The organism is Aeromicrobium sp. 50.2.37 (assembly GCF_024655735.1).
Lineage (GTDB): Bacteria > Actinomycetota > Actinomycetes > Propionibacteriales > Nocardioidaceae > Aeromicrobium.
Genome location: NZ_JANLGG010000011.1, coordinates 73,577 through 89,967, shown reverse-complemented (window position 1 = coordinate 89,967; position 16,391 = coordinate 73,577). Strand labels below are relative to the sequence as shown.

Sequence of the window (16,391 nt, the reverse complement as noted above, 5' to 3'; positions counted from 1 at the left end):
CCGCAGCCTCGACCGGCGGCGGGGGCGTTTCACGTGAAACAGTCATCCGTGGATCAGTCGTCCGATGCTGGCAGGACCACGATGTGGCGAGATCGATCGGCACCCTCGGACTCGCTCACCAGCCCGGCGGCTGCGACGGCGTCATGGACGACCTTGCGCTCGAACGGGCTCATCGGGTCGAGGGCCACGCGCGGCTCACCGGCGCGGACCCGTTCGATGGCACCAGCGGCCACGGACTCGAGTGCCGTACGACGCTGCGAACGGAACCCGCCGATGTCGAGCATGAGACGGCTGCGCTCACCGGTCTCGCGGTAGACCGCGAGACGCGTCAGCTCCTGCAGCGCCTCCAGCACCTCGCCGTCACGACCCACCAGCTGATCCAGGTCGCCGCCGACGATCGAGACCGACGCACGGTCGTTCTCCACGTCCATGTCGATGTCGCCGTCCAGGTCGGCGATGTCGAGCAGCTCCTCCAGGAAGTCCGCAGCGATGTCGCCCTCGGCCTCGAGCTTCTCTGCATCAGTCATGCGACGGTCACTTCCTCTTCTTCTTGTTCGGGCTGGGCCGAGACCCCGACGCACGCTGGTTGCGGGTCTGCTTCTTGGGCTGGTTGCGCGTCACGCCGGGGTGCGGCTTCTCCAGCTCCTTCAGGGGGTCCTCCGCCACGTTCTTGCCATGCTTGACGTCGCGCTCCTGCTTGGCCTTGAAGGCCGGCGTGCCGGGAGCGGGGTTGTTGCGGATCACGTAGAACTGCTGACCCATGGTCCAGAAGTTCGACGTGGTCCAGTAGATGAGGACACCGACGGGGAAGGCGATGCCACCGATCGCGAACACGAACGGGAGCACGTAGAGCAGCATCTTCTGCTGCTGGGCGTAGGGCCCCGACAGGGCGTCCGGCGGCATGTTCTTGCTCATGAGCTGGCGCTGCGTCAGGAACTGCGTGGCGCACATGGTGATGACCATGACCACGGCGATGATGCGCGTCTCGACGTGCGTCGCTCCCACGAGCGTGTCGGCGATGCGTCCGCCGAGGAAGATCGCGTCCTGCAGCTGCTCGGCGAGCTTCTCGGTCATGAAGCCGCGCGCGCCGTCGGCACCGTTCTTCGCGGCCTGGTCGATCACCCGGAAGAGTGCGAAGAACACCGGCATCTGCAGCAGCAGGGGCAGGCACGACGCGAACGGGTTGGTGTTGTGCTCCTTCCAGAGCTTCATCTGCTCCTGGGCGAGGCGCTCCCGGTCGTGCCCGTACTTCTTCTGCAGCTCCTTGATGTGGGGCTGCAGCAGCTGCATGTTGCGGCTGCTCTTGATCTGCTTGACGAACAGCGGGATCAGCAGCGCACGGATCGTCACGGTGAGGCCGACGATCGCGAGGGCCCACGACCAACCGCCGGCGGGGTCGAGCCCGATCCGGGTGAACAGCTCGTGCCAGACCAGCAGGATGCCGGACACCGCGTAGTACAGCGGCGTCATGATGGCCGAGCCGATCGAGCCTAGGAAGTCGAACATGGTTCTCCAGGGGTGGGGGTGGTCGCCGTCGCGACGGCGAGAGGATCAGGGGTGGTCGACCCACGGCGCGGGGGGACCGGGTCCACACCGCCGGCGGCCCACGGGTGGCAGCGACCGACTCGACGTGCCGCCAGCCAGGACCCGCGCAGCGCCCCGTGCGTCTCGACAGCCTCGAGAGCATAGGCCGAGCAGGTCGGGTAGTAGCGGCACACCTGGCCGTACAACGGGCTGATCGCGAAACGATAGGCCTTCAGCAGGGCCACCAGCACGGTCCTCATCGACCGGCTCCGGCCGGCATCCGCTGCTCGGCCTTGCGCACGGCCGTGGTGAGCGCGACACCGAGGTCGGCACCGAGCCGGACGCTGTCGGCACGGGCCGACGCCGGCAGGGCACGGACGACGAGCTTGGAGCCCTGAGGAACCGACGGAGACGCGCCGTCCACCAGGTGGGGCGCCACCAGGTGGCGCAGTCGACGCTTCACGCGGTTGCGCACCACCGCTGGACCCACGGCCTTGGACACGACGAAACCGACGGAGGTGTCTCCGTCGGTTCCGATCGAGAGATGCGCGACGAGGGTCGGCGTCGAGGCCTTGGCCCCGCGACGGACGGCGACCTTGAAGTCACCTGCCTCACGCATGCGGTGGGCCCGTCGGAGCACGACTCAGGCAGACAGCTTCGCGCGGCCCTTGCGGCGGCGGTTGGCCAAGATGGAGCGCCCCGCGCGGGTGCGCATGCGCAGGCGGAAGCCGTGCTTCTTGGCGCGACGGCGGTTGTTCGGCTGGTACGTACGCTTGCTCACGAGAATCAGGTCCTTCGACGTTTCGGGCCGGGGATCGACGGCCACCGCTTGCCCGCGGTGAGGATCTCGATCCGTGGGCATGCGGCAACGGTCGTGTTGCACGACTGCTCCACGGTACGGGGGCGCCGCACGCCGGTCAAACTGACCTCATAGGGCACGACGACGACGCGGGTCCAACCGACACGCCGCACGATCCACACGAATGTTCCGAAGTCGCTTGATCGAGCCTTGGCCCCGCTGCTAGCGTCGCCCGTCTGCGACTTTTCCACAGCACGCGACCATCGGGGAGCTGGATGCACACCGTGTGGAAAACCTTGTGGACCACACCACCATCCGGGAGAGATGCATGACCGAGGGCTCAGAGCCGAGCAATGAGGTCGGCGACCTCGCTGCCGCATGGGAGCAGGCGGTGTCCACGCTCTCGATGGGCGCCAAGGTCTGGGTCTACAACGCCGAACCGATCAGTCGGCACCCCGGGATCTTCATCGTCGGCGTGCCCGACGACCTGAGCCGCGCGCAGCTGGAGTCGCGGGTGCGGCCCGCCCTGGAGCACGCGCTCTCGGCCGAGCTCGGCGAGCAGGTCCGCCTCGTCGTCACGATCGAGCCGGCGCTGGGCGAGAAGTCCTCGGCGGCCACCGCGCAGCCCGACGAGCAGCGTGATCCGATCGACAGAAGTCCACAAGACGACAAGTCGACATATCCACTCACCTTGGTCAACCCGGCCCCGGACGAGGACGTCGAGGAGATCGACGCCGACGAGTTCAAGCCCAGCTGGGCCCAGGAGCCCGACCCCCACCAGCGACGCACGAGCGTGCACGAGGCGCGGCTCAACGCGCGCTACCTCTTCGAGAACTTCGTCATCGGCTCGTCCAACCGCTTCGCCCACGCCGCCGCCGTGGCGGCCGCCGAGGCGCCCGGCAAGGCCTACAACCCCCTCGTCATCCACGGTGACTCCGGCCTCGGCAAGACCCACCTGCTGCACGCCATCGGCCACTACGTCCTGAACCTCTACCCCTCCTCGCGCGTGCGCTACGTCAACAGCGAGGAGTTCACGAACGACGTGATCAACGCGATCCGCGAGAACCGCACGTCCGCGCTGCGCCAGAAGTACCGCGAGATCGACGTCCTGCTGGTCGACGACATCCAGTTCCTGGAGAACAAGGAGTCGACCCAGACGGAGTTCTTCCACACGTTCAACGCGCTGCACAACGCCAACAAGCAGATCGTCATGACGTCGGACCGCCCGCCCAAGAACCTGCGCACGCTCGAGGAGCGGCTGCGCAACCGGTTCGAGTGGGGCCTGCAGACCGAGATGCTGCCGCCGGACCTCGAGACGCGGATCGCGATCCTGCGCAAGAAGGCCGCCATCGAGAAGCTCACCGCCCCGGCCGACGTGCTGGAGTTCATCGCCAGCAAGGTGCAGACGAACATCCGCGAGCTCGAGGGCGCCCTCATCCGCGCCACGGCCTTCGCCAACCTGCAGGGGACCACGGTCGACCTTCAGCTGGCGCAGATCGTGCTGAAGGACCTGGTCGCCGAGGGTGAGGAGCCCGAGATCACCTCCGGCGTGATCCTCGCGCAGACCGCGGCCTACTCGGAGTTCTCCATCGAGGAGCTGTGCGGCACCAACCGCAGCCGCGACCTCGTGCTCGCCCGGCAGATCGCGATGTACCTGTGCCGTGAGCTCACGGACATGTCGCTGCCCAAGATCGGCGCCGACTTCGGCGGCCGTGACCACACCACCGTCATGCACGCCGATCGCAAGATCCGCAAGCTCATGGCCGAGAAGCACGCCGTCTACAACCAGGTCACGGAGCTGACCAACCGCATCAAGCAGCAGGCCCGCCAGAACTGACCTCGTCGCCTCACCACGGCCGACGCCCTGCACGGGCTCGGTCGCGTCCCGCTGCGCCCGAACGGTTCATGCACACCTGGGGACGACTCTGTGGGAAAGTCTCGACTCGAGGTGGACACACACGACGTCCGTGTGAACGACATGTGAACGGCGCCACGCGCTGCACAGGGCACGGGGAGCCGTCCACGGACCGCGCACAGGCCTGTCCACCGGCCCACACGGGACCTGACCTGCACGAACGACGGTTGTCCACCGAATCCACACCGGCTACGACGACGACGAGAGAGTTACATGTCCGGATGCTCCGCAAGAGTGTCCTGCGGGGTGGGATGTGGACGACCGACCCGACGGCCGAACCCGTCCTCTCCCGACCTACCTGTCCCACCGCGTCCGTGGCAGGATGCAGTCCTAGTCTCTTCATGCCCGAAAGGCCTCGATCCTTGAGATTCCGCATCGATCGCGACACGTTCGCCGACGCCGTGGCGTGGACCGCGCGCAGCCTGCCCACCCGGCCGAGCGTGCCGGTCCTCGCCGGCCTGCTCGTGGAGACGTCCGGTGACGGCCTCACGCTGTCGGGCTTCGACTACGAGACCTCCACGCGGGCGACCCTGCCCGCCGAGGTCGCCGACGACGGGCGCGCGCTGGTCTCGGGGCGTCTGCTCGCCGAGATCGTCAAGTCGCTGCCGGCCAAGCCGATCGACGTCAGCCTCGACGGCACCAAGGTCCAGGTCTCCTGCGGCAGTGCCCGGTTCAGCCTCTCGACCATGCCGGTCGAGGAGTACCCGCAGCTGCCCCAGATGCCCAGCGCGTCCGGGACGATCAAGGCCGACGAGTTCGCCACGGCGGTCGCCCAGGCCAGCGCCGCGGCCGGCCGCGACGAGATGCTTCCGCTGCTGACGGGCGTACGCCTCGAGATCGACGGCTCCACCATCTCGCTGATGGCGACCGACCGCTTCCGCGCGAGCCTGCGCGAGATGCAGTGGTTCCCCGAGGCGGGCGACGCCTCCGGCCACGCGCTGGTCCCCGCCCGCGTGCTCGGCGAGACCGCTCGCTCGCTGGTCTCCGGCTCCGACATCACGATCGCGATCTCCTCGGGCGAGGCCGGCGACGGCCTGATCGGCTTCGAGGGCACCGTGGGCAACGGCACCCGCCGCACCACCACCCGCCTGCTCGAGGGCGACTTCCCGCGGGTGCGCCAGCTGTTCCAGGCGCAGGCCGAGACGGTCGCGTACGTGCGCACGTCCGACCTGGTCGACGCCGTCAAGCGCGTGTCGCTGGTCGCGGAGCGCAACACCCCGGTGCGGCTCACCTTCTCCGAGGGCCAGGTCCTCCTCGAGGCCGGCAGCGGCGACGAGGCGCAGGCGTCGGAGTCGATCGAGGCCACCATCGACGGTGCCGACATCTCGATCGGGTTCAACCCCGGCTACCTGCTCGAGGGGCTCGGCGTCATGTCGGAGCCGGTCGTGCACCTCGCCTTCACCCAGCACACCAAGCCGGCTGCCATCTCGGGCGTCCGCGAGATCGGCGACTCACCCGACGGCGCCTTCCGCTACCTGATCATGCCGGTGCGTCTGCAGGGCTGACCTGCACGCACCACCTCGCACACCACGACTCCTGGGAGGGAGATCCATGCACCTCGGACTCGTCGGACTCGGCAAGATGGGCGGCAACATGCGGTCCCGGCTGCGCGACGGTGGTGTCACCGTCACGGGCTACGACCGCAACCCCGACGTCACCGACGTCGACTCGCTGGAGGCGCTCGTCGCCGAGCTCCCCTCGCCCAAGGTCGTCTGGGTGATGGTGCCCTCGGGCGAGATCACCCGCACCACGGTCGAGGAGCTCGTCGGGCTGCTCGGCGAGGGCGACGTCATCGTCGACGGCGGCAACTCCCGCTGGACCGACGACGAGAAGCACGCGGCCATGGCCGCCGAGAAGGGCATCGGCTACGTCGACTGCGGCGTGAGCGGCGGCGTGTGGGGCCTGGAGAACGGCTACGCGCTCATGGCCGGTGGCGACGCGCACGACATCGCAAAGGTGCAGCCCGCGTTCGACGTGCTCAAGCCCGAGGGTGAGTCCGGCTTCGTCCACGCGGGCCGCGTCGGCGCGGGGCACTTCTCCAAGATGGTCCACAACGGCATCGAGTACGCCATGATGCAGGCCTACGCCGAGGGTTTCGAGCTGCTCGAGAAGGCCGACCTGGTCGACAACGTCACCGAGGTCTTCGACTCCTGGCGGGTCGGCACGGTCGTGCGCTCCTGGCTGCTCGACCTCCTGGTCAAGGCCCTGCAGGACGACCCCGGCCTGTCGAAGATCCGCGGCTACGCCGAGGACTCCGGCGAGGGACGGTGGACCGTCGAGGCGGCCATCGACCACGCGGTGCCGACGCCCACGATCGCGGCGTCACTGTTCGCACGGTTCGTGTCGCGCCAGGACGAGTCGCCGACCATGCAGGCCGTCGCGGCCATGCGTCAGCAGTTCGGCGGTCACGCCGTGCAGGCTGCGTCCGAGGCCGGTCACGACCCGGCCGACATGGACGCACGCCGCTCCTGACGCATGCACGTCGCCCGTCTCTCGCTGCACGACTTCCGGTCCTACCCCGAGGTCGAGATCGTGCTGGAGCCGGGACCCACCGCGTTCATCGGGGCGAACGGCCAGGGCAAGACCAACCTCGTGGAGGCCGTGGACTACCTCTCGCGGCTCGACTCGCACCGCGTCTCGTCCGACACGCCCCTGGTGCGAGCCGGCACGGACCGTGCCGTGGTGCGGGCCGAGGTCGTGCGCGGTGATCGCACCGCCCTGCTGGAGCTGGAGATCACGCCGGGTCGGGCCAACCGGGCGCGGGTCAACCGCGCCGCGCTGCCGCGCACCCGCGACCTGGTCGGCGTGCTGCGCACGGTGACGTTCTCCCCCGAGGACCTGGCGCTGGTCAAGGGCGACCCGTCGGACCGGCGCCGGTTCCTCGACGGACTGCTCGTGCTGCGCACCCCGCGCCTCGCCGGCGTCAAGGCCGACTACGAGAGGGTGCTGCGTCAGCGCAACACCCTCCTCAAGTCGGCCCGCGCCGGACGCTTCTCGAATCGACAAGTCGACTTGTCTACTCTCGACATCTGGGATGACAAGCTGGCCACGCTGGGCGGCGAGCTGGTGGCCGCGCGCATCGCGCTGCTGCACGACCTGGCGCCGTTCCTCGTCGACTCCTACCGGACCGTCGCCACCGAGGCGGCGGCCGACCGGCGCGACGTGACCGCCCTCTACCGTGCGTCCACCCCGGCCGACGACGAGTCGCCCGCCGGGGTCCGGGAGGCGTTGCTCGCCGGTATGGAGGAGCGTCGACGCGACGAACTCGATCGAGCGGTCACCCTCGTCGGTCCGCACCGCGACGAGGTCGAGCTGGCCATCGGTACCTTGCCCGCCAAGGGCTACGCCAGCCACGGCGAGTCGTGGTCGCTCGCCCTCGCGCTGCGGCTCGCGTCGTTCACGCTCCTGCGCGACGACGACGGCGACGACCCCGTGCTGATCCTCGACGACGTCTTCGCCGAGCTCGACCAGGGTCGGCGCGAGCAGCTCGCCGAGCTGGTGGGCGACGCCGAGCAGGTGCTCGTCACGGCCGCCGTCGCCGAGGACGTGCCCAAGGCGCTCGCCGGGCAGCGGTTCGACGTCCACGGCGGACAGGTCACCGGAGCCTGACGTGAGCGGTCCCGACGACGACACCCCCGACGACCACACCCCCGGCGCGGACGGCCGCGACGCCGGCACCCCCGCGGATCCGTCCACGTCCGACGTGCCGGACACCGGGGCGGGCGAGCCCGACCCGCTCAGCCTGGCGCGCGAGATCGCCGACTCCTATCGCGGGACCGGAGCACCGGCTCGACCACGGCGACGTCGTGTCCACGGCTCCACCCCGACCCGGCGCAAGGGTCGCGAGGACCCGTCGTCGGTCGCCGACGCCTTGGGCGACCTCGTGCGCCAGCAGGGCTGGGACGGACGTCTCTCGGCCCAGCGCGTCTTCACCGACTGGGCCTCGATCGTCGGGCCCGAGATCGCCACGCACTCGGCGGTCGACGGCTACGCCGACGGGATCGTGCACGTGAAGACGGACTCCACGGCCTGGGCCACCCAGCTCCGCCTGCTCGCCCCGCGCCTCGTCGCGCGGCTGAATGAGGAGCTCGGCGACGGCTCGGTCCTGCGCATCGACGTGCGTGGCCCCCAGGCCCCGTCGTGGAAGCGTGGCCTCCGCTCGGTGAAGGGCCGCGGCCCCCGCGACACCTACGGCTGAGGCCACCGACCGGCGACGGCCCGCCGCACTACGACGTCGGCGTGACCCGGTTGGCAGCGGCGACGCCGAGGCCGAGTGCCACGCCGAGCGCACCGAGCACGAGGGCGGCGTCGGTGAAGCCGTCCCACCCGTACGAGGGGCGCACACCGATGGCGACGAGCGCGACGATCGCACCGATCGACCCGACGAGCGCGAGCAGCCACGTGCCGGGGACTCGTTCGTGGTCACTGCCCAGCAGCACCGAGACGGCGGCCGTCCAGGCGGTCGTGACCAGGACGGCACCCACGACGTCGGAGGGACGGTGCCAGCCGGCGACCACGGTCGAGGCGCCGGTCAGGGCGACGGCGAACGCGCCGACGGGGACCACGAGCGGGCGCATCCACCGCGGTGAGACCAGGCACAACGCCCCGACGCCCGAGGCGATGACGGTGGTGTGGCCGCTCGGGAAGCTGTTCGACGCCACGACGCCGTCGACGAGGTCGGCACGCTCGAGCAGCAGGCGCTTGAGCACCTGGGTCGTCACGTTCGCCCCGGCGATGATCGTCAGGGCCCCGATCGCCAGGGCAGCCCGCCCCCGCGACAGCGCGAGCGCCACGCAGACGATCGACACGAGTCCGATGGCTCCGATCGACACGTAGCCGAGCACGCTCAGCACCTGCAGCTGCGTCTCGCGCCCGGCGACCACGGTGTTCATGGCGCGCTCGTCGAGGCGCTGGCCCAACGGCGTCAGCAGGACGAACCAGGCGAGGACGCCCCCGAGGACCACGGCGGCGACGGCCACGAGAGCGGCCGGTCCCCGTACCGAGGAGCCGCGGTCCGGACGCTGCGGCGTCGGTACCGTGGTCGGGTCGGGTTCGGTGAGCGCCATGGCTCAACGATGACGCATGGCTGCAACCCCCGTCGAACGACGCCAGATCGGCCGCAGACGCCCGAAAAGGGGCGGCGCGCGATCCGGCCATGGGTGACCACCCTGCGCGAGGCTCCCAGGCGTGCTCTGCGGCCTCCCAGTGGCATCTGAGCGGGAAAAGTCCGCGGCTGACACTGGGGATGGTGCGCTGGGAGCCACAGAATCGCCCGTATACTGGTGTGGTGACCACAACTCCAGACGACGCCGCGACTCCTGAGAACCCAGCGCCGACGCACGAGGCCGCCGCTCCCGACGGCGGGACCGCCCTGCAGCACGGCGGCCCGGTGGCCGGCTCCTACGACGCCAGCAACATCCAGGTGCTCGAGGGCCTCGAGGCGGTCCGCAAGCGGCCTGGCATGTACATCGGCTCCACCGGTGAGCGCGGCCTCCACCACCTGGTCTACGAGGTCGTCGACAACTCCGTCGACGAGGCGCTGGCTGGTCACGCCTCCCACATCGAGGTCACGCTGCAGGCCGACGGCGGCGTCAAGGTCGTCGACGACGGCCGTGGCATCCCGGTCGACATCCACCCCACCGAGGGCATCCCCGCCGTCACGCTCGTGCTCACCTCGCTGCACGCGGGCGGCAAGTTCGGCGGTGGCGGCTACAAGGTGTCCGGTGGTCTGCACGGCGTCGGCATCTCCGTGGTCAACGCGCTGAGCACGACCATGCACACCGTGGTCAAGCGCGACGGCTTCGTCTGGCGGCAGACCTTCGACAACGGCGTTCCCACGGCCGAGCTCGAGAAGGGCGAGGCCACCGACGAGACCGGCACGACGCAGACCTTCTACGCGAACGCCGAGATCTTCGACTCCGTCGAGTACAGCTTCGACACGCTCAAGACTCGGTTCCGCGAGATGGCGTTCCTCAACAAGGGCCTCGAGATCCGCCTGCGCGACGACCGCGACGCCGCCGTCGAGGCCGCCGCCGACGACTCCGCCGTCGACGAGATCGAGCGCGAGGTGCAGTTCCGCTACGACCGCGGCCTCGTCGACTACGTCGAGCACATCAACGTCGGCAGCAAGTCGCCGATCCACCGCGAGGTCATCTCGATCGAGGCCGAGGACGAGGCCAAGGGGCTGTCGCTCGAGATCGCGATGCAGTGGAACGACTCCTTCACCGAGTCGGTGCACACCTTCGCCAACACGATCAACACCCACGAGGGCGGCACGCACGAGGAGGGCTTCCGGGCGGCGCTGACCACCACGGTCAACAAGTTCGCCACCGCGCAGGGCCTCATCAAGAAGGCCAGCGACAACCTCTCGGGCGAGGACATCCGCGAGGGTCTCACCGCGATCGTCTCCATCAAGCTGGAGGAGCCGCAGTTCGAGGGCCAGACCAAGACCAAGCTGGGCAACAGCGAGGCCCGGTCCTACGTGCAGTCGGTCGTCAACGACTACATCGGCGCCTGGTTCGAGCAGAACCCCGCCGAGGGCAAGGTCATCGTGCGCAAGTCGATCGACGCCGCCACGGCACGTCTCGCCGCGCGCAAGGCGCGTGACCTCGCCCGCAACCGCAAGGGCCTCATGGGCGGCGGTGGTCTGCCGGGCAAGCTGGCCGACTGCCAGTCCCGCAACCCCGAGGAGTGCGAGATCTTCATCGTCGAGGGCAACTCGGCCGGCGGCTCGGCCAAGGGTGGTCGCGACCCGTACGCGCAGGCGATCCTCCCGCTGCGCGGCAAGATCCTCAACGTCGAGAAGGCCCGGATCGACAAGATCCTGCAGAACGCCGAGGTCCAGGCGATCATCAGCGCGCTCGGCACCGGCGTCCACGACGACTTCGACATGGCGAAGCTGAGGTACCACAAGATCGTGCTGATGGCCGACGCCGACGTCGACGGCCAGCACATCTCCACCCTGCTGCTCACGCTGCTGTTCCGGTTCATGAAGCCGCTCATCGACGGCGGGCACGTCTACCTGGCGCAGCCGCCGCTGTACCGGATCAAGTGGACGAACTCGACCCACGAGCTGGCCTACACCGACAGCGAGCGCGACGGCCTGCTCGCGGCCGGTGCCGAGGCGGGCAAGCGTCTGCCCAAGGAGGCCCCGGTGCAGCGGTACAAGGGTCTGGGCGAGATGAACGACTCCGAGCTGTGGGACACCACGATGGACCCGGCGCAGCGGGTGCTGCGCCAGGTGACGCTCGAGGACGGCGCCATGGCCGACGAGATGTTCACGATCCTCATGGGCGAGGACGTGGAGCAGCGGCGCTCCTTCATCCAGCGCAACGCCAAAGACGTCCGCTTCCTCGACATCTAGGCCGGTCGCCGGCGCGGCCCCAGCCCCTCTCCGTGACTTCTTCGAAATGAGCACCGACCGATGACGCAGACCCCTCCCGAGCACGACCGCACCGAGCCCGTCGAGCTGCAAGTCGAGATGCAGCGCTCCTACATCGACTACGCCATGAGCGTGATCGTGTCGCGCGCGCTGCCCGACGTGCGCGACGGCCTCAAGCCCGTGCACCGTCGCGTGCTCTACGCGATGTACGACGGCGGCTACCGCCCCGACCGTGGGTTCTCCAAGTGCTCGCGCATCGTCGGTGACGTGATGGGTCAGTACCACCCGCACGGCGACACGGCGATCTACGACACCCTCGTGCGCCTCGCGCAGCACTGGGTCATGCGCGCGCCGATGATCTCGGGCCAGGGCAACTTCGGCTCGCCGGGCAACGACGGCGCCGCGGCCATGCGGTACACCGAGTGCAAGCTCGCGCCCATCGCCATGGAGATGGTGCGCGACATCGACAAGAACACCGTCGACTTCCGCCCCAACTACGACGGCCGCTCCCAGGAGCCGACGGTCCTGCCGGCCCGGTTCCCGAACCTGCTCGTCAACGGCTCGGCCGGCATCGCCGTCGGCATGGCCACCAACATCCCGCCGCACAACCTGCGCGAGGTCGCCGACGGCGCCCAGTGGGCGCTGGCGAACCCCGAGGCTGGCCGCGAGGAGCTCCTCGAGGCCCTCATGGAGCGGATCAAGGGCCCGGACTTCCCCACCCATGGCCTCATCGTCGGCACCCAGGGCATCGACACGATGTACCGCACGGGACGCGGATCGATCACGATGCGCGGCATCGTCGACATCGAGGAGGACACCAAGGGCGGCCTGAGCCTGGTCATCAAGGAGCTGCCGTACCAGGTCAACCCCGACAACCTCGCCGAGAAGATCGCCGACCTCGCCCTCACCGGACGGGTGCAGGGCATCGCCGACGTCAACGACGAGTCGTCCTCGCGCGTCGGTCGTCGTCTGGTCGTCAAGCTCCGCCGCGACGCGGTCGCCCGCGTGGTGCTCAACAACCTCTACAAGCACACCGAGCTGCAGTCGAACTTCAGCGCCAACATGCTGGCGATCGTCGACGACGTGCCTCGCACGCTCACCCTCGACGGCTTCATCACGCACTGGATCAGCCACCAGATCGAGGTCATCCAGCGACGCACCCAGTACCTGCTCGACGACGCCGAGGCGCGCGCCCACATCCTGCGCGGCCTGGTCAAGGCGCTCGACGCCCTCGACGACGTCATCGCGCTCATCCGTCGCAGCCCCACCGTGGAGGAGGCCCGCGACGGGCTGATCGGCCTGCTCGACATCGACGAGCTGCAGGCCCGCGCCATCCTCGAGATGCAGCTGCGTCGTCTCGCCGCCCTCGAGCGGCAGAAGATCATCGACGACCTCGCTGCGCTCGAGCGCGAGATCGCCGACTACAAGGACATCCTCGCCAAGCCGGAGCGCCAGCGGACCATCGTGTCCGAGGAGCTGGCCGAGATCGCCGACAAGTACGGCGACGACCGCCGGTCGCCCATCGTGGCCGCCGACGGCGACCTCTCGATGGAGGACCTCATCCCCGACGAGGACGTCGTCGTCACGATCACGCGCGGCGGCTACGCCAAGCGCACTCGCACCGACCTCTACCGGGTGCAGGGTCGTGGCGGCAAGGGCGTGCGCGGGGCCCAGCTGCGAGACGGCGACTTCGTCGAGCACCTGTTCCCGACCACGGCGCACCACTGGATCCTGTTCTTCACCACGGCGGGCCGCGTCTACCGCACCAAGGCCTACCAGCTGCCCGAGGCCGGGCGCGACGCCAAGGGTGGGCACGTGGCCGGTCTGCTGAGCTTCCAGCCCGACGAGGAGATCGCGCAGGTGCTGGCCATCCGCGACTACGAGCAGGCGCCGTACCTGGTGCTCGCCACGCGCAAGGGCCTGGTCAAGAAGACCCGCCTGGCCGACTACAACAGCCCGCGCCAGGCCGGCGTCATCGCGATCAACTTCCGCGACGACGACGACGCGCTCATCGGTGCCGACGTGGCCGGCCCCGACGACGACCTGCTGCTGATCAGCAAGAAGGCCCAGGCCATCCGCTTCCGGGCCGACGACGACCAGCTGCGGCCCATGGGTCGCGCCACGTCGGGCGTCACGGGCATGAAGTTCCGCGGCGACGACGCGCTGTTGTCGATGACGGTCATCCGTCACGAGCACGCCGACGTCGCCGTCGAGGACGTGCCCGAGGAGGACCGGCTCTACGTCTTCACCGTCACCGACGGTGGCTACGCCAAGAAGACGTCGATCGACGAGTACCGCCTGCAGGGCCGCGGTGGTCTGGGCATCAAGGCCATGCAGATCACCGAGAACCGCGGTGAGCTGGTCGGTGGCCTCGTGCTCAAGGACACCGACGACGTCATCTCGGTGACGGCCAGCGGCCAGGTCACGCGCAGCCAGGTGGCCGGGGTCCCGGCCAAGGGTCGCGGCACGATGGGCGTGACGTTCGTGAAGTTCAAGGGCTCCGACCGGGTGGTCACGATCGCCCGCAACACCGATCTGAGCGGCGCGGCGGAGCCCGACGCAGATGCCGAGGCGGCTGCTCCCGGTACGGTGGAATCCGTGACGCCCGAGGCCGACGCCGCTGGGCCCGACACGACCGACGAGGGGCAGGACGAGTGAGCGATCCGCAGAAGCCTGAGGACCGGGCTCCGCGCCCGGGCGCCGGCGACGCCGCGCGCACCCAGCAGATCCCCCGACTCGGTCGCGACGGCAAGCCCGTCCGTTCGCAGAAGACGGTGGCCGACGCGCTGAGAGAGGCGCGCCAGTCGCCGGAGGCGTCGACCAAGAACGAGTCCAACGGCACGTCCCGCCGTCCGGCGGGTCCGGCCCGTCCTGCCGCGAGCGGTCGGCCGTCGTCGTCCGCGAGCCCGTCGCAGAGCAGTGCCGCGAAGCCTGCACCGAAGACGCCCGCGGCCAAGCCGTCCGAGAAGCCCACCGACACGACCGCGCCGCGCGACAAGGCCGCACCCGGTGCACCGCGATCGGGTGCCGCGTCGGCGGCAGCGAAGCGCGCCGAGGCCAAGAAGGCCGCCGAGGCGAAGAAGACCTCGCAGTCTCCCAAGACCTCGGAGTCCACCCCGGCGAAGCCGCCTGCTTCGGGCTCGTCCACCGCGACGTCGTCCACCTCGTCCCGTTCGTCGACGCCGACGGCGGGCGACTACGCCCGCACCACGCGCCAGAGCCCGGACTCCACGGCCGTCATCCCGGCGGTCAAGGACGACGCTCCCGCAGCGACCAGCTCCGCTCCGGCCGCCTCCGCCGCGTCCACGTCGGGCCGCCAGGCCCGTCTGCGGCTCACGCACGTCGAGCCGTGGTCGGTGACGCGACTGGCCTTCGTCGTGTCGGTCGCGCTCATGATCGTCTCGGTCGTCGCGGTCACGATCTTCTGGGTCGTGCTCGACCTCACGGGCATCTGGGACCAGCTGAACGGCACGGTCACCAACGTGCTGTCCGACAGCGAGGGCAGCTTCGACCTCACCGACTACCTGGGCCTGGGTCGACTCGTGGGCCTGACCCTGGTGTTCAGTGCGATCAACGTGGTCCTCATGACGGCGATCGCCACGATCGCCGCGCACCTGTACAACCTCGCCGCCCAGCTCCTCGGTGGCATCCAGGTGACGTTCAGCGACGACTGACGCCACCAGCCCGGTGACGCTGACCCGATTGGTCCGGCACCGGGGCGGTGGGGTACAGTTCATCGCTGTTGCGGGCCCATAGCTCAGCTCGGTTAGAGCGCTTCCCTGATAAGGAAGAGGTCGCTGGTTCAAGTCCAGCTGGGCCCACCACCGGACGCACGAGGAGGACGCGATGAAGAAGCTTCTCGCTCTCGTCCTCGCCGCGCTCGGGGTGCTGTGGGTCCGGGCCCGTCGCGACGACGGAGTCGCGACCACGCGCACCACCTGGGAGCAGGCGACCGACCCGGTCTGATCCCGCGAGGGGCTGTGGCGCAATTGGTAGCGCACCTGCTTTGCAAGCAGGGGGTTAGGGGTTCGAGTCCCCTCAGCTCCACCACGACGCACCGCGAAGGACCGTGACGATGGCGATGGCGACGCCGGTGGATCTCGAGTCATGGCCACGTCGGACTCACTTCGAGCACTACCGCTCGAGCGTCGAGTGCATCGTGGCGATGACGGTCGAGATCGACGTGACCGCCCTCGTCGCGGCGCTCGCTGCGTCGTCACGCTCGGCCTACGTGACGCAGGTCTGGGCCCTCGCCCGTGTGGTGAACCGCCACGACGAGCTCAAGATGACCCTGCTCGAGGGGGCGCCGGCGGTGTGGGACGTCGTGCATCCCTCGGTCACGGTGCTCAACCCCGAACTCGAGACCTTCGCGAGCGTCTCGATCCCCTACGACGCCGACTTCACGACCTTCCACCGCGCAGCCCGTCGGGTGCTCGACGACCATCGCCACGCCACCGGGCTCTTTCCGCAGGGACCGCCGCCGCCCAACAGCTTCGACGTGTCGAGCCTGCCGTGGACGTCGTTCACCGGCTTCACCCTGAACGTCCGCGACGGCTTCGACCACCTGGCGCCGATCTTCACGATCGGTCGGTACACCGAGCGCGACGGCCGGACCCTGATGCCGCTCGCGATCCAGGTTCACCACGCGGCCGCCGACGGGTTCCACCTCGGCAGGCTCGTGCAGGAGCTGCAGGACCTGCTCGGCTCTCCCGACTGGCTCGACTGAGCCACGGGTCGGGGTCGAGCACCCCACCGACGAGCCGCAGGTCGTC

15 protein-coding genes and 2 tRNA genes are annotated in these 16,391 nt (G+C 69.5%); 11 read left to right on the top strand and 6 right to left on the bottom strand.

Going from position 1 to position 16,391, the window contains the following annotated elements:
- Positions 1–53: 53 nt before the first annotated feature.
- From NUV38_RS07865 to rpmH, 5 genes are read right to left on the bottom strand one after another with little or no spacing between them, the layout of a single operon-like run.
- Positions 54–527, bottom strand: coding sequence for a R3H domain-containing nucleic acid-binding protein (locus NUV38_RS07865; RefSeq protein WP_257728594.1), 474 nt, complete (start codon positions 525–527; stop codon positions 54–56).
- 7 nt (positions 528–534) lie between these two features.
- Positions 535–1,506: a membrane protein insertase YidC gene (gene yidC / locus NUV38_RS07860; RefSeq protein ID WP_257728593.1), complete on the bottom strand. Its 972-nt coding sequence runs from the start codon at positions 1,504–1,506 to the stop codon at positions 535–537.
- A complete protein-coding gene (yidD, locus tag NUV38_RS07855) occupies positions 1,491–1,784 on the bottom strand; it encodes a membrane protein insertion efficiency factor YidD (RefSeq protein WP_257728592.1) in 294 nt (97 codons plus the stop codon). Before yidD ends, yidC begins: the two co-directional genes overlap by 16 nt.
- Positions 1,781–2,164: a ribonuclease P protein component gene (gene rnpA, locus NUV38_RS07850; protein WP_257728591.1), complete on the bottom strand. Its 384-nt coding sequence runs from the start codon at positions 2,162–2,164 to the stop codon at positions 1,781–1,783. Before rnpA ends, yidD begins: the two co-directional genes overlap by 4 nt.
- Before the next feature lie 3 nt (positions 2,165–2,167).
- Positions 2,168–2,305, bottom strand: coding sequence for a 50S ribosomal protein L34 (gene rpmH / locus NUV38_RS07845; RefSeq protein WP_055962443.1), 138 nt, complete (start codon positions 2,303–2,305; stop codon positions 2,168–2,170).
- 346 nt (positions 2,306–2,651) lie between these two features.
- Here rpmH and dnaA point away from each other — a divergent pair, with 346 nt between their 5' ends.
- The 5 genes from dnaA (at position 2,652) to NUV38_RS07820 (ending at position 8,436) form a co-directional block, all read left to right on the top strand.
- Entirely contained in the window at positions 2,652–4,160 is a 1,509-nt protein-coding gene (gene dnaA, locus NUV38_RS07840) for a chromosomal replication initiator protein DnaA (protein WP_257728590.1), read from the top strand.
- Positions 4,161–4,600: 440 nt separating this feature from the next.
- Positions 4,601–5,743 (top strand): DNA polymerase III subunit beta, encoded by a 1,143-nt coding sequence (dnaN, locus tag NUV38_RS07835; RefSeq protein WP_257728589.1) that lies wholly within the window; start codon positions 4,601–4,603, stop codon positions 5,741–5,743.
- Between the two features lie 46 nt (positions 5,744–5,789).
- Positions 5,790–6,710: a phosphogluconate dehydrogenase (NAD(+)-dependent, decarboxylating) gene (gnd, locus tag NUV38_RS07830; protein ID WP_257728588.1), complete on the top strand. Its 921-nt coding sequence runs from the start codon at positions 5,790–5,792 to the stop codon at positions 6,708–6,710.
- 3 nt (positions 6,711–6,713) lie between these two features.
- Positions 6,714–7,847 carry a DNA replication/repair protein RecF gene (gene recF / locus NUV38_RS07825; RefSeq protein WP_257728587.1) on the top strand — a complete coding sequence of 378 codons (1,134 nt, stop codon included), beginning with the start codon at positions 6,714–6,716 and terminating at the stop codon, positions 7,845–7,847.
- A gap of 1 nt (position 7,848) precedes the next feature.
- Positions 7,849–8,436, top strand: a complete 588-nt coding sequence (locus NUV38_RS07820; RefSeq protein ID WP_257728586.1) for a DUF721 domain-containing protein — start codon at positions 7,849–7,851, stop codon at positions 8,434–8,436.
- Between the two features lie 28 nt (positions 8,437–8,464).
- On the opposite strand, the gene NUV38_RS07815 is transcribed toward NUV38_RS07820, so the two are convergent.
- Entirely contained in the window at positions 8,465–9,304 is an 840-nt protein-coding gene (locus NUV38_RS07815) for a phosphatase PAP2 family protein (RefSeq protein ID WP_257728585.1), read from the bottom strand.
- Positions 9,305–9,525: 221 nt separating this feature from the next.
- Here NUV38_RS07815 and gyrB point away from each other — a divergent pair, with 221 nt between their 5' ends.
- From gyrB to NUV38_RS07785, 6 genes are all read left to right on the top strand, one after another.
- Positions 9,526–11,601, top strand: coding sequence for a DNA topoisomerase (ATP-hydrolyzing) subunit B (gene gyrB / locus NUV38_RS07810; RefSeq protein ID WP_374626477.1), 2,076 nt, complete (start codon positions 9,526–9,528; stop codon positions 11,599–11,601).
- Positions 11,602–11,661: 60 nt separating this feature from the next.
- Positions 11,662–14,277: a DNA gyrase subunit A gene (gene gyrA / locus NUV38_RS07805; RefSeq protein ID WP_257728584.1), complete on the top strand. Its 2,616-nt coding sequence runs from the start codon at positions 11,662–11,664 to the stop codon at positions 14,275–14,277.
- Positions 14,274–15,293 carry a DUF3566 domain-containing protein gene (locus NUV38_RS07800; RefSeq protein WP_257728583.1) on the top strand — a complete coding sequence of 340 codons (1,020 nt, stop codon included), beginning with the start codon at positions 14,274–14,276 and terminating at the stop codon, positions 15,291–15,293. The genes gyrA and NUV38_RS07800 overlap by 4 nt, the downstream gene beginning before the upstream one ends.
- Before the next feature lie 72 nt (positions 15,294–15,365).
- A tRNA-Ile gene (locus tag NUV38_RS07795) sits at positions 15,366–15,443 on the top strand.
- A gap of 150 nt (positions 15,444–15,593) precedes the next feature.
- Positions 15,594–15,669 (top strand) — tRNA-Ala (locus NUV38_RS07790).
- A gap of 25 nt (positions 15,670–15,694) precedes the next feature.
- Positions 15,695–16,345, top strand: a complete 651-nt coding sequence (locus tag NUV38_RS07785) for a CatA-like O-acetyltransferase (RefSeq protein ID WP_308219667.1) — start codon at positions 15,695–15,697, stop codon at positions 16,343–16,345.
- Positions 16,346–16,391: the final 46 nt, after the last annotated feature.

What these genes read in the sequence shown, in the direction of transcription:
- NUV38_RS07865 (WP_257728594.1), bottom strand. Translation starts at nt 527, where the DNA reads ATGACTGATGCAGAGAAGCTCGAGGCCGAGGGCGACATCGCTGCGGAC.
- yidC (WP_257728593.1), bottom strand. Translation starts at nt 1,506, where the DNA reads ATGTTCGACTTCCTAGGCTCGATCGGCTCGGCCATCATGACGCCGCTG.
- yidD (WP_257728592.1), bottom strand. Translation starts at nt 1,784, where the DNA reads ATGAGGACCGTGCTGGTGGCCCTGCTGAAGGCCTATCGTTTCGCGATC.
- dnaA (WP_257728590.1), top strand. Translation starts at nt 2,652, where the DNA reads ATGACCGAGGGCTCAGAGCCGAGCAATGAGGTCGGCGACCTCGCTGCC.
- gnd (WP_257728588.1), top strand. Translation starts at nt 5,790, where the DNA reads ATGCACCTCGGACTCGTCGGACTCGGCAAGATGGGCGGCAACATGCGG.
- recF (WP_257728587.1), top strand. Translation starts at nt 6,714, where the DNA reads ATGCACGTCGCCCGTCTCTCGCTGCACGACTTCCGGTCCTACCCCGAG.
- NUV38_RS07815 (WP_257728585.1), bottom strand. Translation starts at nt 9,304, where the DNA reads ATGGCGCTCACCGAACCCGACCCGACCACGGTACCGACGCCGCAGCGT.
- gyrA (WP_257728584.1), top strand. Translation starts at nt 11,662, where the DNA reads ATGACGCAGACCCCTCCCGAGCACGACCGCACCGAGCCCGTCGAGCTG.
- NUV38_RS07785 (WP_308219667.1), top strand. Translation starts at nt 15,695, where the DNA reads ATGGCGATGGCGACGCCGGTGGATCTCGAGTCATGGCCACGTCGGACT.